The sequence below is a fragment of the Ruegeria sp. AU67 genome, from assembly GCF_900312795.1.
In the GTDB taxonomy this organism is placed as follows: Bacteria; Pseudomonadota; Alphaproteobacteria; order Rhodobacterales; family Rhodobacteraceae; genus Ruegeria; species Ruegeria atlantica.
In genome coordinates, this window is the sequence record NZ_OMPH01000026.1 from 169994 (window position 1) to 194171 (window position 24178).

Here is a 24178-nt window from a genome sequence, read left to right on the forward strand (position 1 = left end):
GCGGTTCAACTGCCCCGGTAGGTCGAATAGCCGTAAGGGGACAGCAGCAGAGGTACGTGATAGTGTGCCTCGGCATCAGACATGCCAAACCGGAGCGGCACCTGATCCAGAAACAGCGGGTCATCAGCAGCCTGGCGCGATGCGCGCAGATAGTCTCCGGCGAAGAAAACCAGTTCGTAAGTACCAGTTTTGAAAGAGTCTTGTGGCAAGATTGGGCTGTCAGTGCGCCCGTCCGAATTGGTCTCCATCTCGGCGATTTTGCGATGCGAGTTCCCCGACACCCGATAGAGTGCGATTTTCAATCCTTCAGCCGGGCAGCCGCGTGCAGTGTCCAGAACATGGGTCGTCAGATAGCCAGCCACGGGTCTCTCCTTTGATTTGTCTTTTGCTTTGTCACAGTCTGACGCAAAGTTTGAAACAGTGGAAATGCCGAAAGAACCGGAAACAGCGTTCGGATTGATTTGATAATCATCGGTGTGTTTCTGGGGTAAGGCTATTCAAAAGATCAAGAATGGAAGATGCCATGCAGCCCTCTCGCTATCCTCGTGACATGATCGGATATGGTGCCAACCCGCCAGATGCCAAATGGCCGGGCGGCGCGAAGCTGGCCGTTCAGATCGTACTGAACTACGAAGAGGGCGGTGAAAATTGCGTGCTGCACGGCGATGCCGCGTCCGAGGCGTTTCTGTCCGAAATCGTGGGGGCCGCCCAATGGCCGGCCCAGCGCCATTGGAACATGGAATCGATCTATGAGTACGGCGCGCGCGCCGGATTCTGGAGGTTGCACCGGTTGATGCAGGATCTGCCGATCACGGTCTACGGTGTCGCGACTGCTCTGGCCCGCTCGCCGGATCAGGTGGCTGCGATGAAGGCAGCGGGGTGGGAGATTGCCAGCCATGGTCTGAAATGGGTCGAACATAAAGACATGCCCGCAGATGAAGAGCGCGCACAAATTGCCGAGGCTATCCGTCTTCACACCGAGGTCGTCGGAGAACGCCCGCGTGGTTGGTACACAGGGCGCTGTTCCGAGAATACTGTTCAGTTGGTGGCAGAAGAGGGCGGATTTGCCTATGTGGCCGATACATATGCGGACGACTTGCCCTATTGGGTGCAAGCGGGTGGGCGGGATCAGTTGATCGTACCCTACACGTTGGATTGCAACGATATGCGCTTTGCCACGCCGCAGGGATTCAATGCGGGTGACCAGTTCTATTCCTACCTGAAAGACAGCTTTGATGCGCTATACGCCGAGGGCGAGGGCGGAGCGCCCAAGATGCTGTCGATCGGCTTGCACTGCCGCCTGATCGGACGACCTGGCCGGGTGATGGCGTTGAAACGTTTCCTGGAATACGCGCGCGGCTTTTCCGATGTCTGGTTTGCGACACGGTTGCAGATCGCCGAACACTGGGCGGAACACCATCCGGCGGTGCCGCATCCGAAGCCTGCTCAGATGGATCGGGACGCGTTTGTCGCGACGTATGGCGGCATCTTCGAGCATTCCGCCTGGATTGCCGAACGGGCGTATGAGCTGGAATTGGGACCGGCCAATGACACGGCAGGTGGGCTGCACAATGCACTGACCCGCATGTTCCGCTCCGCCTCTGCGGAAGAACGGATGGGTGTCCTGACCGCGCACCCGGATCTGGCCGGAAAGCTGGCGCAGGCAAAGCGGCTGACGCAGGAAAGCACGTCCGAGCAGGCTTCGGCCGGGTTGGATGCTCTGACAGATGAAGAGCGTTCGATGTTCACGGGCTTGAACCAGAAATACACCGAGAAATTCGGCTTTCCGTTTATCATCGCCGTACGTGATCACGACAAAACGTCTATCCTTCAGGCGTTTCAACGGCGGATCGATCAGGATAAGGACATCGAATTCGCCGAGGCTTGCCGTCAGGTCGAGCGGATCGCCGAATTCCGGTTACGGGACGTTTTACCCTCATGAGCGCGCAAGTCAGGACTGCGCCATTGACGGCCAAGGCATTTGCCCCGTTTGGTGATGTCATCGAAGTGGCCGGTGATCCGGACAAGATCATCAATCAGGGGCAATGTGGTCGCTACCATGATCTGGCACGACTGGATTTCACAGACGGACGTGCTGGGATCAGCCTGTTCAACGCCAATTCGCGATACTTGCCCTATCAACTGGATATGGTTGAGCGTCACCCCGAGGGCAGTCAGGCGTTCATCCCAATGACACATCAGCCTTTTCTGGTTGTCGTGGCCCCGGATGATGGCGGGCGGCCCGGACATCCGCAGGCATTTGTGACCAAGCCCGGACAGGGTGTGAACTATTTTCGCGGCACATGGCATGGGGTGCTGACCCCATTGCACGCGCCCGGCTTATTCGCTGTGATTGATCGGATTGGTGAGGGGACTAATCTGGAGGAGTTCTGGTTTGACACTCCGTTTGAGATCATAGGCGGATAGGAAACTCCCGCCCGGTCAATGCGCATCAAAGATGCTTGTGACCCGTTGGGCCAGGCAGCGCGCGGGCAAGCCCGCCCGCTGCGCCCAGGCAAATTCAGCCATCTGTCATAAGGCGGGCAACATCCAACATGCGTGCCGAAAATCCCCATTCGTTGTCATACCAGCCGAAAACACGGACCTGATGTTCACCGACCATGCGTGTCTCGGGTCCCGCGATAACCAGTGACTCTGGGCGTGTACGCAGGTCTGACGAGACCAGAGGGGAATCGGTCCAGCCCAGCACAGGCGATGTCTGGACGGCCGCGCGCAGTTCGGCTTCGAACAACCCAGGCGACATACCGCGATCCAGCGTCACCACCAGATCAATGGCGGATACACTGGCCGTCGGGACCCGAACAGCAGCGCCCGAGATGCGGCCGGCCAAATGCGGCATGACTTCGTCTATCAGATGAGTGGCGCTTGACGTGGTCGGCACCATAGACAGCGCGCCCGCGCGCGAACGGGCCAAATCGCCGCGTGGCGCGTCCACCATAGGCTGGCTGTTCGTATAGCAGTGAATTGTTGTCATATGCGCTGACGCAATCCCGCCAATCTGGTCCAGCACTTTGACCAAGGGCGCAAGCCCGTTGGTTGTGCACGAAGCGTTGGACACGATGCGAGCATTGCCCAACTGATCTTCGTTGGCACCCAGAACAATAGTGATTTCGGTCGCGGGCGAGGGGCCAGAGATCAGCACCTTGCGAGCCCCGGCAGTCAGGCCCTGACTGGCCACATCCGAGGTACGAGCAACGCCAGTGCAATCCATCAGAACGTCGACACCAGACAGATCGACATGTGCCAGATTAGGGCTGTGTGTCATCGGGATTGTGCGCCCATCGACGACGATCGCCGCGTCGCCCTGTTCTACTGCTCCGGGGTAGGGGCCAAAGGTGCTGTCATATTTGAACAGGTAGGCGCAGGTCTCAAGCGGGGCGATGTCGTTGATCAGAACCACCTCAATATCTGTATCCTGCGGCAAAGCCAGCAGCTGCCGCAGGATTGTGCGGCCAATACGGCCGAATCCGTTGATTGCAAGTTTCATGCGCAAGCTATGGCAGCGCGCTGCCAATAGCTCAATGCCCGTTGTGACCTATGGTCAGTTGCAGCTGACCTGCGAAAAGAACTGACCCGAAATGTTCTGGTACATGCTGGCCACGATCGGTCTGCACCCAGTTGCTTGCTGAAAGGCGGCTATGGCCTGAATGGTGCGCAAGCGCGGCGGAGGGCCAAAGGGGTTCAGGTTGTTGTTGTCGCGCGTCGCACGGTACACGACCGGAGTGTCCGAAACCTGTGTCACCGCCCAGGTACGGCTCATGACAGAAACCTGTTTTGTTTCTTCCTTTGCGGCGACAGGCGTTGCATCAAATGCCGTCAAACCAATCGCAGCAGCCAGTGCCAGCATCGTTACACGCAGTACCATTGAACAATCTCCAGTGCTAAAAACTGCTGTTATTTCACCAGATTCACAGGCTTCTGTGAACCCCTGACCGTAATAAAGCGTTTAAAAGCCTAGCGTTTGGACAGTGTCAACGGCATGTGCCGGTTCACATCCTTGTAAAGCAGATAGCGAAAGCGCCCAGGCCCACCCGCATAGCAGGCCTGCGGGCAGAAGGCGCGCAACCACATGTAATCTCCGGCCTCTACCTCGACCCAATCCTGGTTGAGCCGATAGACCGCCTTGCCTTCCAGCACATACAAACCGTGTTCCATGACATGGGTTTCGGCAAAGGGAATCACACCGCCGGGTTCGAAATTGACGATGTTGACATGCATGTCATGACGCAGATCCTGCGGATCTGTGAAGCGGGTTGTGGACCAGCGCCCCTCGGTGCCGGGCATCTCGACGGGGGATACATCACGTTCGTTGGTGATGATCGGATCTGGTGCAAGCAGGCCGGGAACGGCTTCATAGGCTTTGCGAACCCAGTGGAATCGGGCGGTTTTTTCGGCGCGGTTGTGCAGAGCCCAATCTGATCCGGGCGGGATATAGGCGTATCCGCCGGTTTCGAGAACATGAACAGAACCACCTAATGTCAGGGCCACCTCGCCTTCGACCACAAAGAGAACTCCCTGCGCCTTGGCGTCTGTTTCTGGGTGGTCGCTGCCGCCACCGGGCTGGACCTCCATAATGTATTGCGAAAACGTCTCGGCAAATCCGCTGAGGGGGCGGGACAGGACCCAAAGCCGGGTGCCTTCCCAGAACGGCAGGTTGCTGGTGACGATGTCGCGCATGGTGCCTTTGGGGATAACCGCATAGGCGTCGGTAAACATGGCGCGGTCGGTCAACAGTTGGTCTTGTCCGGGGTGTCCGCCTGTGGGCGCGTAATAGGTGGGCTTTGCCATTTCATGCCTCTGGTTCGTGTTTGAGGCACTATGAGGCGATTGGCGCGGCGGTCCTAGCACCCGAGTCGCGATAGGTTTGTTCGGTATTATTTGAAGGTCGGCCAGCGGGGCTTGGCCCCCGTTCCCCGGCGGTATAGTCTTGTGACCAAACTTATTTCAGCAAGGCGAGAAGATCATGAAAGCCTGGATTACACCCTTTTTTGCAGCAGCCGTTGTGATCGGCGCGATTTCACTGGCACAGGCCAAGCCACTTTCGAGAATCATCGCTGAAATGGGGTTGAGCCCCGAGGACTACAGTGTCGTCAACGCCACGACCAATGCGATGTTGGCAGATGGAACACCTCAGGTCGGAACCGAACGCAACTGGTCGAACGACGACACCGGATCAAAAGGCACTGTCCGAGTGCGCGAGGTCCGGGACAATTGCGTGCATCTCCAGCATTTCATCGTGCCCTCCGGGGCCGAACAATCACGCGAAGTCAGAACCCGCAACTGCCGGGACGCCGGCGGGAACTGGGTTCTGACGCCCTGATTTTGACTCAGTAGCCGCGTGTGCGGTCGACTTCGTGCAATAAGGGCTTTCCTGCGGACAACCGTTGGAAGTTCTCGGCAACGTCCGCCAATGCTTCACCTAAGTGCCAGCCAGAAACATGCGGAGTGATTGTGACGCCGGGGTGTGCCCAGAGCGGACTGTCTGACGGTAAGGGTTCTGTACTGGTTACGTCCAGAACGGTATGGCCGGGCGTTCCACGGTCCAAGGCTTCGATCAGCGCATTTTCGTCAATCAGATCACCGCGCCCTGCGTTCAACAGCTGACTGCCGGGCTTCATGGCGGCCAGCATCTGCGCATCGAACAAGCCGACAGTTTGCGGTGTGGACGGCAGAATGGCGCAAACGTGGTCGCATTGGCCAAGCAACGTCGGCAGCGCATCCTCGCCATGCAGGCAGGTCACGCCCTCGATCTCTTTCGGGGATCGGCTCCATCCCATGACTTGAAATCCGATAGCGCGAAGCATCTTGGCGCTGCGGGCGCCGATATGGCCCAGGCCCAGAACGCCCACTACGGTGTCCGGCGTGAATACCGGCGCTTTGGGCACCCATTCTGCCTTGCGCTGGGCAGCTTCGTGAAAGGCCATGTTCCGTTGGTGGTGAAGGACATAGGCGACGAACCACTCGGCAATACCTTGCGCGGGCGCATCGGGCTTGAGCCGTGCGATACGGACGTGATCGGGCAGGCTCGGGTTGCCAACAATCGTTTCAACGCCCGCGCCCAGTTTCTGGACCAGTTGCAGGTTTGGCAGCCGTTTGGGGTGGTCGTTGTTCAGGCCGACAACAGCGACCATGGTGATTTCGCTCGTATCTCCAATCGTTTCCCGGGTGCGCACATCCGCGCCGGGGTGTATGTTTCGGATCGTTTTGGCGATGTCATAATCGCTTATCCAGTCGGTCAGACCGGTTTCGATCAATAGCGCCATGAATCACCCTCGCAATTTCATTTTGATTGAGTTGACGTCCCGTCACACAGCTAGACATTCTATCGGCAGCTAAGTCATTCTCTGTTCAAAGGTAAAGCCCGCTCTTTGGGCCTGAGGAGGAAAGCTCATGAACATGTCATTCGGTCTGCGCGAAGAAAATCGCGCACTGCTACAACGTGTGGCAGATATGATCCGGGATGAGATCATGCCGCTGGAAGAAGAATACCAGGCCGAAATCGATAAGGGCGACCGCTGGCAATACACCGAACGTCAGGCCGAAATCCTCGAAGGGTTGAAAGCCAAAGCCAAAGCTGCCGGATTATGGAACTTCTGGCTGACTGACAGCGACAAGGGGTTTGGCCTGTCCACAGTCGAATACGCCTATTTCGCCGAGGAAATGGGCAAGACGCCCCTTGGAGCCGAGGTATTCAACTGCTCAGCCCCCGATACCGGGAACATGGAAGTGTTCGAGCGCTATGGTACGGACGAGATGAAAGAGCAGTGGCTGAAACCCCTGCTGAACGGCGATATCCGGTCCGCGTATTTGATGACAGAGCCGGACGTGGCGTCATCGGATGCTACGAATGTATCGATGTCCTGCGTGCGGGACGGGGACGATTATGTACTGAACGGTGAAAAATGGTGGTCATCGGGGGCGGGTGATCCACGGTGCAAGGTCTATATCGTCATGGTCAAGACGGCAGGTGACGAGCAACCCAAACACAAGCGGCAGTCGATGATTGTTGTGCCTGCTGATGCGCCTGGGATCGAGATTCTGCGCCCGATGCAGGTTTATGGCCACGATGATGCCCCGCATGGTCACATGCACATTCGCTTTTCTAACGTGCGGGTGTGGGCCGAGAGCATTCTGCTGGGCGAAGGCCGCGGGTTCGAGATTGCGCAAGGTCGCCTTGGACCGGGCCGAATCCACCACTGTATGCGCGCAATTGGTCAGGCTGAATCAGCGCTGGAGCAGATGTGCAAACGCTCGCTGCAACGCGAGGCGTTTGGTAAAAAACTGGCGCAGCTTGGAGCCAACTACGATATCATTGCCGAATGCCGGATGGAGATCGAAATGGCCCGTCTGCTGTGCCTGAAGGCGGCGTGGTACATGGATCAGGGCGACGCCCGCGCTGCGGCCCCTTGGATCAGTCAGATCAAGGTCATCGCTCCACGCGTGGCGCTAAAGGTCATTGATGAGGCTGTTCAGATGTTCGGTGGACAAGGGGTCAGCCAGGACACCCCGTTGGCTACGGCATGGACGCATGTGCGTACTTTGCGTTTGGCGGACGGGCCTGATGCAGTGCACCGTCGTCAGGTGGCACGGGCCGAGTTGACGAAGTACACGCAGGAAAAAGTCTGAGGTTTTAGATGGTGTTGAAACCGGACCTGAAGGAACACGCCTATTTCCATATTCGGGCTGACGGTGCTTTTATCGGCAATGATCCCGCACGTGGGCCTTGGTCTGCTGATCATTGCCATGCCGGTCCGGTCGCGGGGCTGATCGTCCGTGCGGCTGAAACAGAGGTCGGGCCGGAAAAAATGCTGACCCGGCTGACCGTGGACCTGTTGCGCCCGCTACCGTTGGCAGGTTTGCGTGTGGCGGCAGAAACGACGCGCCATACCAAAACGTTAGCGACGACGCGTGTCACGGTGCTCGACCTGGACGACACGCTGTGTGCCACGGCTACGACAATGCACATGGTACGACGTGATTTGGGGCCGGTTCCAAACATCACGTTGCCGCCGCCCAAACTTGACGACGCAGTGACTGGCCCGTTCCCGATTGGCGAAACCCTTCACGACCTGCCGGGATTCGCAAACCATTCGGACATTCTCTACCCAAAGGATGGTAACCAGAACGCCGGTCCAAAGACGGTTTGGATGCACACCCCGACGCTGTTGGAGGGCGAGGCGCAGTCGCCGATTCAGGCGCTATGCCCTCTGGCGGATTGCGGGAACGGGATCTCGTGGAATGCACCAACATCTGAGATGGGGTTCATGAACACGGACTTGACGGTGCAGATTCACCGCGAACCCACGTCGGACTGGTTGGCCTCGCAGTCCGTATCCCATTGGCAATCGTCGGGAATAGGAATGTCACAATCGGTTCTGTTCGACACCGAAGGTCCGGTCGGAACAGCCCTGCAGACGTTGGTTTTGTTCCCGCCGAAGTGACCGGTTTGGCCGGTTCCTGCCCGTGCCCGCCGAAACACGTTGCCGGGCACGGGCCAAGCCCCTATCTTTCGCCTATGCGATGGCTCATTACCCTCTTCTCCTGTTGCCTGCCGGTTCCGGCATTGGCCCACCCACATGTCTTTATCGATACCGGGTTGGAGTTCATTGTGGACGACAGCGGCCAGTTGACCCATGTCAGAGTGACCTGGGCGTATGATGAGCTTTTCTCATTGTTTCAGTTGGAAGACATGAAGCTGGATCAGGATTCCGATGGAGTTCTGACCGAAAGTGAAGAACAGTTTCTGTCGGGCTTTGATGCCCAATGGGTCGAAGGATATAACGGCGATCTCGTGGTGTTCGCTGATGGCGCGCCGGTCACCTTGTCGGGACCGATGGAGGCTAAAGCCACCACCGAGGATGGTCGTATCGTGACATCTCACCTTCGCGCAGTGGAAGGCGGCGGAGTACCCGCAACCGCAGTCGTCGCCAAAGCATATGATGAATCCTATTACACGGCTTATGAAGTGACCCGCCCAGTTAAGGTGTCCGGGCCCGCTGCATGTCAGATAAGCCGGATTGACGCGGATATTGACGGGCAACTGGCGCAGATGCAGGCGTTCCTACAGACCTTGGACGCCGACTATGACCTTGAAGAAAACGATATCCCGCTGGTCGGGGAAAACTTTGCGTCCGAGATCCGCCTTTCATGTCCAAGTACCTGATTATTCCTGTCGCCATCTCCATTGGTTTGCTGCTGTGGTTCTGGGGCAGCGGCGGCTTTGACCACTTGGCCGCATGGGCTGCGGGTGAGCAGCGCGAGTTCCAAAATCAGATCGCACGTTCCCTACGCGCAGCCCGCGCGGAACAGCCCGAGGCTGTAGCGACGCTGCTGACGGTCTGTTTTGCCTACGGCTTTTTTCACGCCATCGGCCCCGGTCACGGTAAGGTTTTGATTGGTGGCTATGGGTTGGGACGCAACGTGGCGTTCCTGCGTTTGTCTGCAATCAGCTTGTTGTCCAGCCTGGGGCAGGCAGTCACTGCGGTTGTTCTGGTCTATGCCGGGGTACTGGTGTTCCAGATGTCCCGGGCAAGCCTTGTCGATACCACCGAACGGGTTATGGCTCCGATCAGCTATGGTGCTATCGCGGCGATTGGATTGTGGCTGATCTTTCGATCCATTCGCAGTTTCGCTCGACGTCATCGCAGCGAAAAAGCCCATCATCATGAGCACAAGCACGACCATCACCACCCGCACGACGAGGACCACAAACATCACGACCATGACCATGGCGTCTGCGCAGATTGCGGGCATCGCCACGGTCCCACCGCCGACGAAGTGGCCCAAGTTGGCAGCCTGCGCGAAGCCGCGGTACTGATCGCTGGGATTGCCGCACGTCCCTGTACCGGAGCGCTGTTTGTGCTGATCCTGACCTGGCAGATGGGCATCGCAATGGTTGGCATTGCCGGTGCTTTCGCCATGGCGTTGGGGACAGCGACTGTCACAACGCTTGTCGGTTGGACCTCATTTGGTTTGCGCGGAGGGCTGCTGGCCTCAGCCTCGGCGACGCGATTTGCCTCGGTTCTGGCTCCGACGATTGAACTAGTGGCGGGGCTGCTGATCGCCGTGATTGCAAGCGGTCTGCTGTTGCGCGCGATTTAATCGAACACGGGCTCCGGGTACCCGACCCGCGCCAGATACAGCCCTTGCGGCGGACATACCGGCCCGCAAGCGGCGCGGTCGGTGGCCTCCAACGCATCCCGTACATCTTCGGGCGACCATGTTCCGGCACCAACACGTTCAAGCGTTCCAACAAAGCTGCGCACTTGATTGTGCAGGAAAGACCGGGCGCGAACGTGAAAATGAACCTCTGGTCCGGAAAAGCCTTCAACCTGTTCGACCCGCAGCTCATCCAAGGTTTTGACCGGGCTTGCAGCCTGACAAATCGAAGACCGGAACGTGGTAAAATCATGCCGCCCGATCAGCATGTCCGCGCCCGCCTGCATCGCGTCTACGTCCAGTTGATGGTTGATCCGCCAGACCTGCCCAGCGTCATGCGTAGCAGGTGCGCGGCGCATCAGGATGCGGAACAGGTATTGCCGTTCGAGCGCTGAAAACCGCGCATGCCAGTCATCGTCTACCCGTGCTGCTTTAACGATGGCAACAGGCTGCGGTTTAAGGTGATAGTTCAGCGCCTCAGACAGGCGGAACGGATCCCAGTCCTTGATCAGATCACAATGCGCAACCTGTCCCAGTGCGTGCACACCCGCGTCTGTACGCCCGGCCGCGGCAATTGTGTGATCGCCGGGTTGAATACATGACAAGGCCTGTTCGATTGCCCCTTGAACAGACGGCAATTCCTTTTGCCGCTGCCATCCGGCAAACGGCTCCCCCTGGTATTCGACTTTCAGCGCGTATCTAGGCATGGCCTGCTGGTAACGCGCCGTGCCGCAACGGGCAAGAGTGGGAAAGCGCTGGTATGTCCGACAGCCGCTACCTATCTTGGGAAAAGCGAAAAAAGCGGGGCGACGGTTTGGTCATCTCATCTCTGGCAGACAGTCTGACGCGCGGCGTCGAATCCGTGGGTGACCGCGTGTCTGAGGCATTGTTTGAGCCGGTGATCCGACTGGGTGTCACCGGGCTGGCGCGTTCAGGAAAGACAGTATTCATCACGTCTCTGGTCGCGAACTTGCTGGACCGGGGGCGGATGCCGGGCCTCGTGGCGCAGCAAGAAGGGCGGATCAACGCGGCTTACCTGCAGCCGCAACCAGACGACACCGTGCCCCGGTTCGACTACGAAAATCACCTGGCGGCGCTGACCGGGCTTCAGCCGCACTGGCCCGAAAGTACGCGCGCAGTGTCAGAACTGCGTTTATCGTTCAAAGCCCGTCCCGCGGGGCTTTTGTCAGGGTTGCAGGGACCACGCACTATCCATCTGGATATCGTGGATTACCCCGGCGAATGGCTGCTGGATCTTGCGTTGCTGGACAAAACCTATGAGGTCTGGTCGCAGGAAACACTGGAGCGCATCGCCAATCGCAATGAGGCGACTACCTTTCTGGCGCAGGCAAAGGCGGTTGACCCTTCTGACAGCCACGACGAACCAAAGGCCCAATCACTGGCCAAAGAATTCGCCTCTTATCTGAACGCAGCCCGCGATACCGGGTTTTATGATTGCACGCCAGGGCGGTTCTTGCTGCCGGGCGATCTGGCAGGCTCGCCGGTGCTGACATTTGCACCCTTGCCGGTCGAGGGTCACGGCCCGCGACGCAGTCTGCACCGCGAGATGGCCCGGCGGTACGAGGCCTATAAATCTCAGGTCGTGAAACCGTTTTTCCGCGATCATTTTTCCCGGATCGACCGTCAGGTGGTTTTGGTGGACGCGCTGGGCGCGATCCATAACGGGCCACAGGCGGTCGAGGATATGCGTCGCGCGATGGCCGATATCCTGTCGGCGTTTCGGCCCGGACGAAATGCGTGGCTTAGCCAGTTGTTGCTCGGCAAACGGGTCGAGCGCATCCTGTTTGCGGCCACCAAGGCGGACCATTTGCACCATCTTCAACACCACCGCCTGACCAATATCATGGAGGCCCTGACCCGCGAGGCGCGCGACCGTGCTAGCTTCGCCGGTGCCGAAACAGCGGCGCTGTCGCTGGCCTCGTTAAGGGTAACGACCGAGGAAATCCGCACCCATAACGGGGCCGAGCTGCCCTGCGTGCGTGGTACCTTGCTGGACAGCGGCAAGCAGGCCGCTTTCTATCCCGGTGATCTGCCCGAAGATCCGACGCATTTGCTTGGCCCGGCGCGCAACGGGTCCGAAGGCTGGCTGGGCGAGGATTATGAGTTCATGGCATTCGCGCCGGCACACCTGACACTGCGGCCCGGGGATGGCCCGCCACACATACGGCTGGACCGCGCAGCCCAGTTCCTGATCGGAGACCGGCTGTGAATGTCATTCTTCGCCCCGCCCGCAGCACGGATGCCGGTGCCACCGGAGAGATTTTGCATGGCTTCGCCCGTGAAAACGATTGGATGCCGGAACTGCACTCGCAGGCGGAAACCATCGCGTTTTGTGGCCGTATGATTGAATTGGATTGGGTGACCGTGGCCGAAACCGGTGACGGTGTGATCGGGTTTTTGGCGCTCAACGGTGCCGAAATCCACTCCCTGTACCTGGCACCTGGGGTGCGGGGGCGGGGGATCGGTCAGCAATTGCTTGAACATGCCAAATCGTGCCGATCCGAATTGGCATTGTTTGCGTTTCAGGCCAACCATCCAGCGCGCCGGTTCTATGAGCGCAACGGCTTTGCCGAGGTTGCGCGCAGCAGCGGCGCTGACAATGACGAGAACCTTCCCGACATAAAGTATGTCTGGAACAGTGAAGGAGCAGCCAATGGCTAAGGGGCCGGTTCTGATTGATCTGGAGGGCGATGAACCCGCTGCTGATGTGTCGCAAGCACCTCCGGTCCCGGATATCGCACAGCCTCAGGGTCAGGCGATGCAAGGTGCGGCGCGTTTGGCGGCGCGCAAACCTTCGGCTTTGTCGCGGTGGTTCTGGGGTTTGGCGCTTGCCGCGCTTGGGGCCGTGGTGTCGGTGGCGGCTTGGGACTTTGTGAATTCCCTGATTTTGCGTGCGCCGATTGTAGGATGGGTGGTTACGGGTTTGTTTGCAGCGCTGGTGCTGGTCGCGTTGATCATCGCTGTGCGCGAGCTTGCCGCAATCGGGCGGTTGTCCCGTGTGGACGGGATGCGGCGCGCGGCAGATACCGCCTTGGCCGAAGATGATCTGACGCAGGCGCGCGCAGTCGCAAACCGATTGATCTCGTTTTACAAAGGCCGAGACGAAACCCGTTGGGGGCGCGATCGGCTATCCGAACGGATCGAAGAACAATTTGACGCGTCTGGTTTGCTGACCCTGGCCGAGGACGAGCTGCTGGCCCCGCTGGATGTCGCTGCCAGTCGCGAAGTCGAGGCTGCCGCGCGGCAGGTTGCAACGGTGACGGCGTTGGTGCCCTTGGCGCTTGCGGATGTTGCAACCGCGCTGGCTGCTTCGTTGCGGATGATCCGGCGCATCGCTGAAATCTATGGCGGGCGCGCAGGGTTTTTGGGCAGTTGGCGACTGACGCGGGCCGTGTTCGTGCACCTTGTGGCCACCGGGGCCGTGGCTGTCGGGGATGACCTGCTGGAACCTGTGCTTGGGGGATCTATCCTTAGCAAGCTGTCGCGACGGTTTGGCGAGGGGCTTGTCAACGGCGCGCTAAGTGCGCGGGTCGGGGTCGCCGCGATGGAGGTCTGCCGTCCGCTGCCCTTCTCGGATCGGCACAAGCCATCAACCCGCAGCATCATCAAACGTGCTCTGGCTGGCTTGTTCTCCAAAACTTGACCTGACGCAAGGTACAATGGTTGGCTATCGTGCATTAACAGTGTCAGAGCCAGCCATGACCGATCACGGACACAGCCAGCAAGAGATTGCAGAACGCATCAACGCGCCACCCGGTCGCGGTGTTTTGCGGGATGTGGTCTATGGTGGGATCGATGGGTCCGTAACTACGTTTGCCATTGTGGCGGGTGTAGTTGGGGCGGGCCTGTCACCCTTTATTATCGTTGCGTTGGGACTGGCCAATGTACTGGCGGACGGGTTTTCCATGGCGGCGGGTAATTACTCGGGCACCAAGGCCGAGCTGGACAATATCCGCCGCATCCGGTCCATCGAAGAACGTCACATCAGACTATACCCGGAAGGCGAGCGGGATGAAGTGCATGCGATCTTGTCGCAAAAGGGCCTGTCGGGGCGCGTGCTGGATGAGGCCACGGACGCCATCACAGCCAACCGCGAGAATTGGATCAATCTGATGATCGAGGGTGAATACGGATTGGGCAGCGTTGATCCGAACCCGTTCAAAGCCGCGATGGCAACGTTTTTAGCGTTTCTTGTGGCCGGCATGGTCCCGCTGCTGCCGTTTCTGCTGTCGTTTGATCGGGCCTTTCAGCTCTCGGTTATCATGACCATGGCGGTCTTCTTTATCATAGGAGCTTTGAAAAGCAGGTGGTCACTGGCTCCGTGGTGGCGGTCGGGTCTAGAGACTTTTGCGATCGGCGGCGCGGCCGCACTGATGGCGTATTTTGTTGGCTCGTTGTTCCATCCCTAGTGACCAGAAGTGTCGCTGGGCGCGCGGTGTAGATGGTTAATTTTGTAAAGCCGATGATGGACCCTGATCTGATCCGGCGACGGTAAAACTTGTCGACGCCTGTTTCGCATCTGGTTCGATTGCCGCTGTGTTGGCCATTATCTGGTTGATGATGGCCAGACTGTCCCTTGGCTGGGGATAAGGCGTTCTGAACTGCGTAGCCCGCAAAAACACGGTTTTTCGGACTGTTGCGCAAATCGACACCCGGCTAGGTTGACGGCACATTTGCCCGGAGGGCTTTGTTGGAATCGCTGCTCGTACTCGTTGGATTGATCGTTCTGGCCGTCCCGGTGGCCATCCTTGTTCTGTTGGTATCCCAGGTTCGACTGCGCCGTCGGGTGGAGCAGCTTGAACAGCAGATCCGCACACTTGGTGGCGACCTGCCAGCGCCAGAAATAGTACCTGAATCGATGCAAGCGAGGGACAAAAAGAGCTCTCCGTGGCCGGCAATCAAAACAGAACCACCCGAGGTCGAAACGAAAGAAGGCACCTCAGCACCTGAGCCACAAAAGATACCCCTTCCCGAAACGATGAAGGACGATCGAATCGCCGCACTGAGCGCTTGGCTGCGCGAGAACTGGTTCTATGCGGTATCCGCCCTGTCTTTGGCGCTGGCTGGTGTTTTTCTGGTCCAATACGGGGTCGAAAGCGGGTTGTTGTCGCCAACGATGCGCGTCATTGCGGCCCTGATGTTCGGCGCGACGCTGATCGGCGCGGGTGAGGTGATCCGCCGGAAGTATGGCGATGACGAGTCTTCAGCCACAGCTTACCTGCCATCGGTCTTTTCTGGGGCCGGGCTGGTGACGCTGTTCGGTGGCTTGCTGGCTGCAAGGCAGTTGTACGATCTGCTTGGTCCCGAAGCGGCCTTGATTGCCATGATTGCTGTTGCGCTTGTGGGGCTTGTTTTGGGCTGGTTCCACGGCCCCTTGCTGGCGGCCGTCGGTTTGATTGGTGCGTTTGCGTCACCCTTCGTGGTGGGCGGGACCTCGACCGATCCCGGCTGGTTGTACGGCTATTTCTTTGTGATCGCCGTCCTTGGGTTGGGTATCGACACCGTGCGGCGCTGGGCGTGGATATCCGTTCTGACGCTAGTCGGGGCTTATTCCGCGTGCCTGCTGCTGGTGCTTTCGGCACCCGCGACCGAGCCGGGGTATCTTGTCGGCGTAACTGCATTGGCGATCATCGCGATCGCGATCCCCGTGCGGCGGATCTGGCCGGAACACGAGGGGCGCATGATCAGCGAAATCGTTACGATCCAAAAAGGCCTCCAGTGGCCAGAGTTTCCGACACGCCTTGCCTTTGGCGCGGTGAGCGTCAGCGCAGTAATCCTGGCGATACACTGGCCAGACTCAGCGGCCGAATTTTGGCTGGGAATCATGCTGTTGGCAGGCCTGACGCTGGGTTTGCTGACCTGGGCAAGCCAGGCGCGGGCCCTGCAAGACCTGACCATACTGCCAGCCGCTGGTCTAACTTGGTTCGTACTGATCCAAGGGTGGGACAACGGCTCTGTCGCGCGCCGCTTCGCTGAAACCTATGCCGAAACCGCCGAGGCGGATTTCCCGTGGGCGGTTACCCTGTTGGTGGCACTGGGTGCATTGATCTCAGGCCTTTCAGCTTGGCGATCGTTTCGCGCAACCGAGTACCGGGCTGTATGGGCGGGCGGTGCCGCAGTATTTGCACCGTTGTTGGCAATCGCGCTGGAGCTTGGATGGCATCCCGATGAAGTTATCGGAGCCTATCCGTGGGCGCTGCATGCGGTTGCATTGGCGGTGATGATGGTTGTTCTGGCCGGGCGTTTCGCGCGCGTCGACGGCGAAAACCGGCTGCGGGCGGCTTTGGTGACCTTGTCGGCTTTGTCTTGCCTGACCTTTGCCTGCGTGATTGTCCTAAGTTCGGCTGCCCTGACAATTGCTTTTGTGGCCGTGATCGTGGCCGCGGCGGTGCTGGATCGGCGCTTTGATCTTCCACCTATGGGTTGGTTCATCTGGGCTGGCGTCTTCACTGTCACGCTCCGGCTTGTACTGAATCCCGGTCTGGATTGGGCAAACTCGGCACCGGTCGCAGAAATGGCGCTTGTCTATGTCACAGCTGCTGTTGGATTTCTGGCGGCCTGGGCCATCCTGCGCCCATTGAACCGTCCGGTCATCGCGCTGCTTCTGGAAAGCGCCGCCTGGGCGACCGCTGGTATCTTGCTGTCCTTGCTGTTGCTGCGCTGGCTCGAAGGGTTTGGCAACGGCGGTGCCCATGACAGCCACTGGGGGCTGGGGCTTTTGTCCTTGATCTGGCTGCTGCTGGCCTGCGCGCAGGTGCGGCGGTTCGAACTGGGCGGAAAACTGAATTATGCGCGCTACGGGCTGGCGTTGTTCTTTGCGGCACATGGTGTTGTTCGCTTGGCGCAGACGCTGACTGAGGCGAACCCATTGCTGAATGCCCAAGCTGATCCGGTTCTTGGGGTGCCAATATTGAATACTCTCGCCGTGGCTTACCTGTTGCCCGCCATTGTTTTGGCCCTGTCGGCTGCTTGGCTTCCAGCACTGCATCCGCGATGGAAGCAGGGGTGCTTCGGTCTGGCGGCGGCATTAGGTGCGATCTGGCTGGGCCTGGCCATTCGCCATGTCTGGCAGGGGGCCAGCGGTATGTATGAAGGCAACGGCGTGACCCAACCTGAACTTTATTCTTACACCATGGCCCTACTGCTGATCGGTGCGGGGCTGTTTTATCAGTCACTCGCCCGTCGGTCGGACATGATGCGCAAAGCCGGGTTGGTCGTCATTGGGCTTGCCGTGGCCAAGGTGTTCCTGGTCGATATCGCTGGTTTGGGTGGCCTTATCCGGGTGTTCTCACTGCTGGCGCTGGGCCTCGCGCTGGCCGGTTTGGCGTGGCTGAACCGGTGGGCCATGCTGCGCCATTCGCCGCATGGGGCAGAACCTCTGGACCATTAGGCGTGGGCGTCCTATAAGCCCGGCATGCATGACCGGATGGCCATCATTATTCGAATTATATCCCCGGCGCTCTGATATCGCGAGACGCCGGGCAAAGGTGCTTGAGAATTCGCACTGACCGCTTCGATCCACACACGTCAAGATCATCCTGAGGACGCCCCCAATGTGCGCCGACACGACCCAAACACCTGATTACAAAGACACGCTGAACCTGCCCAAAACCGACTTCCCCATGCGCGCTGGCCTGCCCAAGCGCGAACCCGCATGGCTGGATCGCTGGGAAGAGATCGGCGTCTATGACCGCCTGCGCGAAAAAGAAGGCCGCACGCCCTTTACCCTGCATGACGGCCCCCCCTACGCCAACGGTCACCTGCATATCGGCCACGCGCTGAACAAGACCATCAAGGACATGATTGTACGCAGCCATCAGATGATGGGTCATGACGCGCGTTATGTGCCGGGATGGGACTGCCACGGCCTGCCGATCGAATGGAAGATCGAAGAACAATATCGCAAGAAGGGCAAGAACAAGGACGAAGTGAACATCGTCGATTTCCGTCAGGAATGTCGCAAGTTCGCCGAAGGCTGGATCGACGTCCAGCGCGAAGAATTCAAGCGCCTTGGTATCACCGGCAACTGGCCCGATCCCTACATCACGATGGACTATCACGCCGAGGCTGTGATTGCCGACGAGTTCATGAAGTTCCTGATGAACGGCACGCTGTATCAGGGCTCAAAACCCGTGATGTGGTCGCCCATCGAAAAAACCGCTCTGGCCGAGGCCGAGGTCGAGTACCACGACAAGGAAAGCTTCACCATCTGGGTGAAATTCAAAGTCGTAAATGCGGGCGATCTTGATGACGCTTTTGTCGTGATCTGGACCACGACGCCATGGACCATGCCGTCGAACAAGGCGGTCGTGTTTGGCAAGGATATCTCCTACGGCCTGTACGAAGTCACCGGCGCACCCGACGAATGCTGGGCCAGTGTCGGGGACAAGTTCCTGCTGGCGGACAATCTGGCCGCCGATGTGCTAGGCCGCGCGCGCCTGAACGACGATCAGTGGACTCGCGTGCGTGACGTAACCACCGATGAATTGGCAGGCGTCCAGTTGGCCCACCCGCTGGCTGGAGCCGAAGGTGGCAATGGCGAATGGGACGACATCCGCGACTTCCGCGCGGCTGAGTTCGTGACCGATACCGAAGGAACCGGCTTCGTCCACTGTGCACCCTCGCATGGTATGGAGGAATTCGAGCTCTACCGTGATCTGGGTATGCTCGAGCAGGTCATCACCTATAACGTGATGGACGATGGCTCGTTCCGCGCTGATCTGCCGTTCTTCGGTGGCAAGTACATCCTGTCCCGCAAGGGTGGCGAGGGTGACGCGAACAAAGCCGTCATCGACAAACTGGTCGAGGTCGGCGGGCTGCTGGCCCGTGGCAAGATCAAGCACAGCTATCCGCACTCGTGGCGCTCAAAGGCTCCGATCATCTATCGCAACACGCCGCAATGGTTTGCATCCGTTGACCGCAAGCTGGACGATGGCATGGGTGAGATGGGCGATACCATCCGCGAACGCGCGCTGCGCTCAATCGACGAGCTGGTGAAGTGGACGCCGCAGACCGGTCGTAACCGTCTTTATTCCATGATCGAAGCGCGCCCGGATTGGGTTCTGTCCCGCCAGCGCGCCTGGGGCGTGCCGCTGACCTGTTTCACCAAGAAAGGGGCCTTGCCCACGGACACAGATTACTTACTGCGCAACGAAGAGCTCAACTCCCGCATCAAGGCGGCGTTCGAGAAAGACGGCGCGGATGTGTGGTACACGGACGGCTTTAAAGAGAAGATCCTTGACGGTATCGCCAACCCGGACGATTACGAGCAGGTATTCGACGTGTTGGATGTGTGGTTCGACTCGGGCTCGACCCATGCTTTCGTTCTGCGCGACCGGGAAGACGGGACCGAGGACGGCATCGCCGATGTCTATATGGAAGGCACCGACCAGCACCGCGGATGGTTCCATTCGTCCATGCTGCAGGCTTGCGGCACCAAGGGGCGTGCGCCGTATCGCAACGTTGTAACCCATGGCTTCACGCTGGATGCCAAGGGCAACAAGATGTCCAAATCTCTGGGCAATACCATCGTGCCGGAAGAAGTCATCAAGCAATACGGTGCCGATATCCTGCGCCTGTGGGTGGCTCAGACCGATTACACCGCCGACCAGCGGATCGGGCCAGAGATTCTGAAAGGCACCGCCGACAGCTATCGCCGCCTGCGTAACACCATGCGGTTCATGCTGGGCTCGCTGGCCGACTTCACCGAAGCGGACCGCGTCGCGCCTGAAGATATGCCGCGTCTGGAACGCTGGGTTCTCAGCCGTCTGGCCGATCTGGATGAGCAGGTCCGCAAGGGCTATGCCTCCTTCGACTTCCAGGGCGTGTTCAGCGCCGTGTTCACCTTTGCCACGGTCGATCTGTCGTCCTTCTACTTCGACGTCCGCAAGGATGCACTGTACTGCGATGGCGACAACCTGCGCCGCCGCTCGGCCCGTACCGTGCTGGATATCCTGTTCCACCGCCTGACCACCTGGCTGGCCCCGGTTCTGGTCTTCACCATGGAAGAGGTCTGGCTGGAGCGTTTCCCAGGCGATGACAGCTCGGTCCATCTGGTGGATTTCCCGGATACACCCGCCGATTGGCGCAACGCTGAACTAGAGGCCGGTATGTCCAAAATCCGTCGCGTGCGTCGTGCCGTGACCGCTGCGTTGGAAATCCAGCGTCAGGACAAGGTCATCGGTTCCAGCCTTGAGGCCGCGCCGATCGTGCATGTCGAAGACAGTGACACCCGCGACCTGCTGGCAACCTTTGACGTGAACGACATGTGCATCACGTCTGGCCTGACCGTTTCGGGCGACCCAGCCCCTGCCGAGGCATTCCGCGTGCCCGAAATCGAAGGGGTAGGTGTCGTCTTTGAAAAAGCAGATGGCGAGAAATGCCAACGATGCTGGAAAATCCTGCCGGACGTCGGTCGGCATTCCCACGCGGGTGTGTGTGGGCGCTGCGACGAAGCGCTGGGCTGAACAATTGAACCCCCGGCGTCACCCGTCGGGGGTTTTTCTTTCATCGCTTGCGCTGGCCCCGGCGATCTGAAACGCTGTATTCATGCCGATGATTTCTGTTGATACGCAGTTTGGCCGCCTGGGCATTGAAGAAACAGATGGCGCCATCACACGCCTTGTGTGGGATGGGCAGGACGACGGGCCGGACACACCCCTGTTGCAGGAAGCCGCCGCACAGTTAAACGCATATAACGAGGGGCGTCTCGAGCGGTTCGATCTGCCGTATCGTGTTGCCGGGTCAGACTTTCAGCGCAATGTCTGCGACCTGATGTATGCCATTCCGCTGGGCGAGACCCGAACGTACGGGGACATCGCGAAGGAGCTTGGGCAGCCACCCCAACCGGTGGGGCAGGCCTGCGGTGCGAACCCCATACCAGTGATCATACCTTGCCATCGGGTGCTGTCTGCCAACGGTCTGGGCGGGTTCTCGGGCGATGGTGGGGTCGAAACCAAAGTGGCCTTGCTGCGTCATGAACGCGCGGCTGGGCTGCTGATCTGAGGCGCGAAAATCAGTTGCAATCCCAGAGTTCGCGGCCCAACCTATATCAGTTACTGAATTTGAAGGACCGTATTGCATGACCGCCCATACAGACCCGGCCGCTCGCAAAAAGGCCATCATAGACCGCCTGATGTCGCTGGAAGAGCAGGAACTGGCAACTGCGCAGGCGCATTACGACGCATTCCTCAAGGACTCGCAACTGGATGACCGCGAAGGGCATGACAAGGATGACATCGCCGCCTCACGCGAAAATGCGGATCTGGCGGCGGCGTTCGATGCACCCGTTCATGCGCATCACGCCAAGATTGATGTGATCGAGAACACGGATTTCAGCCTGACGGACCGGGTTCAGCCGGGCGCTGTTGTCAAGTTCAACAACCGCCGTTTCGTGGTCTGTGTCTCAACGACCCGCTTTGAGGTCGACGGTAAGACCTATATGGGCATCTCAACCCAAAGCCCGATCTACCTGACGATGACCGGTCTGCAAGAGGGTGATGTGTTCACCCATAACGGCACCGAGTTCGAGGTTGAGGAAATCCTGTAACGTTCTAGTTGTTGCGCAGCGGGACAAGTTGCTGCGCAATGCCAGCTGAAACCAGGTAGAGGCTCGTAATTACCAACCCCCAATGCGCCCAGCTTTCGGGGTGGAAGTCGACCCAAGCTGCCCAACCGGCGAAAAATGTCCAGGCGAACGCGATCGGCAGTGATACGTTGCGCCAGCGTTCGGTCCGCACCGGGTGAATGAACTTCAACGGTAGGAACATAGCCAGCGACAACAGCGAAACCAGCAGCACGATCACCCAGAAATTGGGCTCCAGCGCGAAGATCACGATGACAAACATGTTCCAGCAACCCGGAAACCCAGAGAACGAATTGTCCTTGGTCTTCATTCGCGTGTCCGCGAAATACATGGCGCTGGCAAAGGTGATCACGATGATCGCAAACCAGCCTGTCCAACCGTCCATCAGCCCTGATTTGAACAGCGCAAAGGCCGGGATGAACACGTAGGTCAGATAGTCGATGATCAGGTCCAGAAGAACACCGTCAAATTCCGGTGCGTTCTTTTTGACATGGTAGTGGCGCGCAAGCGGGCCGTCGATTCCGTCCACGATGAACGAGATCACTAGCCACAGATACATAAGGCTCCACTTTTCTTCGACCGCGGCCAGCATGGCCAACATTGCAAAGACGGCACCGGTCGCGGTGAACAGATGTACGGAAAGGGCTTTGAGTTTTATTGTCATTTGTGTCTCTTGGACGATGTGCGCTGCAGATGCAAACTAAAAGCCGGGCACAAGTAATAACCCAAACGTCGTCGTAAGGCCCCGGGATCAGGCCTTGGGGTGCGCGCGGTTGTAGACTTCCATTAGTCGGGCCGTATCTACGGCCGTATAGGCCTGCGTGGTGGAAAGCGAGGCATGCCCCAACAATTCCTGAATGGCGCGCAGATCACCCCCAGCGGACAACAGATGGGTGGCAAAACTGTGCCTTAAAGCGTGCGGCGTGGCGGTTGCGGGCAGGCCAAGCTGCATGCGCGCCTTGGCCATCACGCCCTGAATTGCGCGCGGATTGAGCGCACTACCACGCACCCCGCGGAACAAAGCCTTTTCCTGGGATTGTGGATGCGGACAAAGCTGCAGGTAACGGTCAACGGCGGTGCGGGCGGCCGGGATCACCGGAACGATGCGTTCCTTTCCGCCCTTTCCGACAATACGCAAGCTGCCGGGCAAAGGCGCGTCGCTTCCTGTCAGGGACAGCGCCTCAGATATGCGCAAACCGCAGCCATAGAGCAATGTGACGACAGCAACATCGCGCGCCGAGATCCAGTCGTTTGACGACTGAAGTTCGACCGTGTCGATCATCGCGCGGGCCGCGTCTTCGGCCAGCGGGCGGGGAAGTTTTTGGGTAAACTTTGGCGCGCGTGTGGACAGGACGGCAGTGGGTTCGAACCCTTCGCGTTCAGCCAACCATCGATAAAAGCTTTTGACCGCCGACAGCTTGCGCGCCAGGGATCGCGCGCCAACACCTGCGCTGCGCTGATCGGCCATCCAGGCGCGCATGTCGGACACGTTGATCCGGGCCAGCGCTGCCAATCCCTGCTGTTCACTGTGGTGTAGAGTCATGAAAGACAGGAAGTCGGTAACATCCCTACGATAGGCGGCCTGGGTGTTTTCCGATCGCCCCGCCAGCGCGCTTATGCTGTCCAGCCAGTACTGTAACGCGTCGCGGCAGGCGGGTGAGATTAGGCTCACGACAACCAGTGGCGCATCGAGCGTTCGAAAACGCCAGCGAAAAACGACAAAAGATCAGTGCCCAACTGCGGCGAGAAATGATTGCGGTCCCTTGCGCTCATCACGATCATGCCCGGCAACCGGCCCTCACCCAGATCTAACCGCAGGCAAGCCTCGGACCGCAGGTGATCTGCGTTGGGTCCAAAAATCCTGTGCGTTGGGTGGAGGATCTCGCGGAGAACCACGTCGCGGGCGGGGCCGCCGCGGTCGAAGGTCAGGTAATTGTCCACGAAGCCGGGTTCGACCACGGATAGAACTCCGCCCAGAGTGTCGATGGCGGGGTCTTCCTGCGTGGCTGTGGATTCCAGAATCAGCTTGATGCGATCAACGCGCAGGATTTCGACCACATCCGAGCCGAGCGTGCGCAGGAAATCTTCGAACTCGGCCGGTTCAAGCATGCGGATAACGGCACGATGCACCTGATTTGTGCCCGCAAGGTTTTCATATGCTGCGGCGATGACGGACCGGTGCGTGTCTTCCAGCCTGTCCAGCCGTTCTTCGAGCCGCTGCATGGCAATGCCGCGCAGGTCGATGACGTTGTCCCCGCGCGCCTGTTCGTTGGCCGTTACAAGTGCCTGCATCAGGTCCTTGTCGTCCAGCACGGCGTCTGGTTTGGCCAGAATCGCGGCGCGCAAGTTGTCCTGGAGTTTGGTGTTGCTGCTCATGTCCCGCTCGGTCTTTTT

24 protein-coding genes are annotated in these 24178 nt (G+C 59.0%); 15 read left to right on the forward strand and 9 right to left on the reverse strand.

The features are described from left to right. Positions 1–5: 5 nt before the first annotated feature. Positions 6–362: a hydroxyisourate hydrolase gene (gene uraH / locus DK510_RS13800; protein ID WP_109312580.1), complete on the reverse strand. Its 357-nt coding sequence runs from the start codon at positions 360–362 to the stop codon at positions 6–8. Positions 363–523: 161 nt separating this feature from the next. Here uraH and puuE point away from each other — a divergent pair, with 161 nt between their 5' ends. Continuing rightward, a complete protein-coding gene (gene puuE, locus DK510_RS13805) occupies positions 524–1942 on the forward strand; it encodes an allantoinase PuuE (protein ID WP_109312629.1) in 1419 nt (472 codons plus the stop codon). Continuing rightward, complete coding sequence (locus tag DK510_RS13810; RefSeq protein WP_109312581.1) at positions 1939–2427, forward strand: ureidoglycolate lyase; 489 nt, start codon at positions 1939–1941, stop codon at positions 2425–2427. The genes puuE and DK510_RS13810 overlap by 4 nt, the downstream gene beginning before the upstream one ends. Positions 2428–2521: 94 nt before the next feature. Here DK510_RS13810 and DK510_RS13815 read toward each other — a convergent pair whose 3' ends face one another. From DK510_RS13815 to DK510_RS13825, 3 genes are all read right to left on the reverse strand, one after another. Next, positions 2522–3508, reverse strand: coding sequence for a type I glyceraldehyde-3-phosphate dehydrogenase (locus DK510_RS13815; protein ID WP_109312582.1), 987 nt, complete (start codon positions 3506–3508; stop codon positions 2522–2524). A gap of 54 nt (positions 3509–3562) precedes the next feature. Further along, the gene (locus DK510_RS13820) at positions 3563–3886 is read right to left on the reverse strand and encodes a hypothetical protein (RefSeq protein ID WP_109312583.1); all 324 of its coding nucleotides are present in this window, start codon (positions 3884–3886) and stop codon (positions 3563–3565) included. A gap of 89 nt (positions 3887–3975) precedes the next feature. Next, entirely contained in the window at positions 3976–4809 is an 834-nt protein-coding gene (locus DK510_RS13825; protein ID WP_109312584.1) for a bifunctional allantoicase/(S)-ureidoglycine aminohydrolase, read from the reverse strand. 175 nt (positions 4810–4984) lie between these two features. Between DK510_RS13825 and DK510_RS13830 the strand changes: the two genes are divergently transcribed. Continuing rightward, positions 4985–5341 carry a hypothetical protein gene (locus tag DK510_RS13830; protein WP_109312585.1) on the forward strand — a complete coding sequence of 119 codons (357 nt, stop codon included), beginning with the start codon at positions 4985–4987 and terminating at the stop codon, positions 5339–5341. Positions 5342–5348: 7 nt separating this feature from the next. On the opposite strand, the gene DK510_RS13835 is transcribed toward DK510_RS13830, so the two are convergent. Continuing rightward, entirely contained in the window at positions 5349–6284 is a 936-nt protein-coding gene (locus DK510_RS13835) for a glyoxylate/hydroxypyruvate reductase A (RefSeq protein ID WP_109312586.1), read from the reverse strand. Between the two features lie 127 nt (positions 6285–6411). Between DK510_RS13835 and DK510_RS13840 the strand changes: the two genes are divergently transcribed. The 4 genes from DK510_RS13840 to DK510_RS13855 all read left to right on the forward strand — a co-directional run bounded on the left by DK510_RS13840 (position 6412) and on the right by DK510_RS13855 (position 10122). Then, positions 6412–7647, forward strand: coding sequence for an acyl-CoA dehydrogenase family protein (locus DK510_RS13840; RefSeq protein ID WP_109312587.1), 1236 nt, complete (start codon positions 6412–6414; stop codon positions 7645–7647). 8 nt (positions 7648–7655) lie between these two features. Then, on the forward strand, positions 7656–8462 hold the full coding sequence (locus DK510_RS13845) for a thioesterase family protein (RefSeq protein ID WP_109312588.1): 807 nt from the start codon (positions 7656–7658) through the stop codon (positions 8460–8462). 122 nt (positions 8463–8584) lie between these two features. Continuing rightward, the gene (locus DK510_RS13850) at positions 8585–9184 is read left to right on the forward strand and encodes a DUF1007 family protein (protein WP_234999084.1); all 600 of its coding nucleotides are present in this window, start codon (positions 8585–8587) and stop codon (positions 9182–9184) included. After that, entirely contained in the window at positions 9169–10122 is a 954-nt protein-coding gene (locus DK510_RS13855; RefSeq protein ID WP_108860993.1) for a nickel/cobalt transporter, read from the forward strand. The genes DK510_RS13850 and DK510_RS13855 overlap by 16 nt, the downstream gene beginning before the upstream one ends. Here the strand turns inward: DK510_RS13855 and truA are convergent. Further along, positions 10119–10886, reverse strand: a complete 768-nt coding sequence (truA, locus tag DK510_RS13860; protein ID WP_108860994.1) for a tRNA pseudouridine(38-40) synthase TruA — start codon at positions 10884–10886, stop codon at positions 10119–10121. The genes DK510_RS13855 and truA overlap by 4 nt on opposite strands. 107 nt (positions 10887–10993) lie before the next feature. On the opposite strand from truA, the gene DK510_RS13865 reads away from it, so the two are divergent. The 8 genes from DK510_RS13865 to DK510_RS13900 all read left to right on the forward strand — a co-directional run bounded on the left by DK510_RS13865 (position 10994) and on the right by DK510_RS13900 (position 21748). Continuing rightward, positions 10994–12409, forward strand: a complete 1416-nt coding sequence (locus tag DK510_RS13865; RefSeq protein WP_109312630.1) for a YcjX family protein — start codon at positions 10994–10996, stop codon at positions 12407–12409. Beyond that, positions 12406–12861 carry a GNAT family N-acetyltransferase gene (locus DK510_RS13870; protein ID WP_109312590.1) on the forward strand — a complete coding sequence of 152 codons (456 nt, stop codon included), beginning with the start codon at positions 12406–12408 and terminating at the stop codon, positions 12859–12861. Before DK510_RS13865 ends, DK510_RS13870 begins: the two co-directional genes overlap by 4 nt. Beyond that, on the forward strand, positions 12854–13843 hold the full coding sequence (locus DK510_RS13875; protein WP_109312591.1) for a YcjF family protein: 990 nt from the start codon (positions 12854–12856) through the stop codon (positions 13841–13843). Before DK510_RS13870 ends, DK510_RS13875 begins: the two co-directional genes overlap by 8 nt. 55 nt (positions 13844–13898) lie before the next feature. Next, positions 13899–14609: a VIT1/CCC1 transporter family protein gene (locus DK510_RS13880; RefSeq protein WP_109312592.1), complete on the forward strand. Its 711-nt coding sequence runs from the start codon at positions 13899–13901 to the stop codon at positions 14607–14609. 281 nt (positions 14610–14890) lie between these two features. Beyond that, complete coding sequence (locus DK510_RS13885; protein ID WP_109312593.1) at positions 14891–17590, forward strand: DUF2339 domain-containing protein; 2700 nt, start codon at positions 14891–14893, stop codon at positions 17588–17590. A gap of 163 nt (positions 17591–17753) precedes the next feature. Continuing rightward, entirely contained in the window at positions 17754–20666 is a 2913-nt protein-coding gene (gene ileS / locus DK510_RS13890; protein WP_109312594.1) for an isoleucine--tRNA ligase, read from the forward strand. Positions 20667–20748: 82 nt separating this feature from the next. Then, positions 20749–21204, forward strand: a complete 456-nt coding sequence (locus DK510_RS13895; RefSeq protein WP_109312595.1) for a methylated-DNA--[protein]-cysteine S-methyltransferase — start codon at positions 20749–20751, stop codon at positions 21202–21204. A gap of 76 nt (positions 21205–21280) precedes the next feature. Then, positions 21281–21748 carry a hypothetical protein gene (locus DK510_RS13900; protein ID WP_058273207.1) on the forward strand — a complete coding sequence of 156 codons (468 nt, stop codon included), beginning with the start codon at positions 21281–21283 and terminating at the stop codon, positions 21746–21748. A gap of 4 nt (positions 21749–21752) precedes the next feature. Here the strand turns inward: DK510_RS13900 and DK510_RS13905 are convergent, their stop codons facing one another. From DK510_RS13905 to DK510_RS13915, 3 genes are all read right to left on the reverse strand, one after another. Beyond that, positions 21753–22448 carry a phosphatidylcholine/phosphatidylserine synthase gene (locus DK510_RS13905; protein WP_109312596.1) on the reverse strand — a complete coding sequence of 232 codons (696 nt, stop codon included), beginning with the start codon at positions 22446–22448 and terminating at the stop codon, positions 21753–21755. An 87-nt stretch (positions 22449–22535) separates the two neighbouring features. Then, positions 22536–23456, reverse strand: a complete 921-nt coding sequence (locus DK510_RS13910) for a tyrosine recombinase XerC (RefSeq protein ID WP_109312597.1) — start codon at positions 23454–23456, stop codon at positions 22536–22538. Further along, positions 23453–24160: a DUF484 family protein gene (locus DK510_RS13915; protein WP_058273210.1), complete on the reverse strand. Its 708-nt coding sequence runs from the start codon at positions 24158–24160 to the stop codon at positions 23453–23455. Before DK510_RS13915 ends, DK510_RS13910 begins: the two co-directional genes overlap by 4 nt. Positions 24161–24178: the final 18 nt, after the last annotated feature.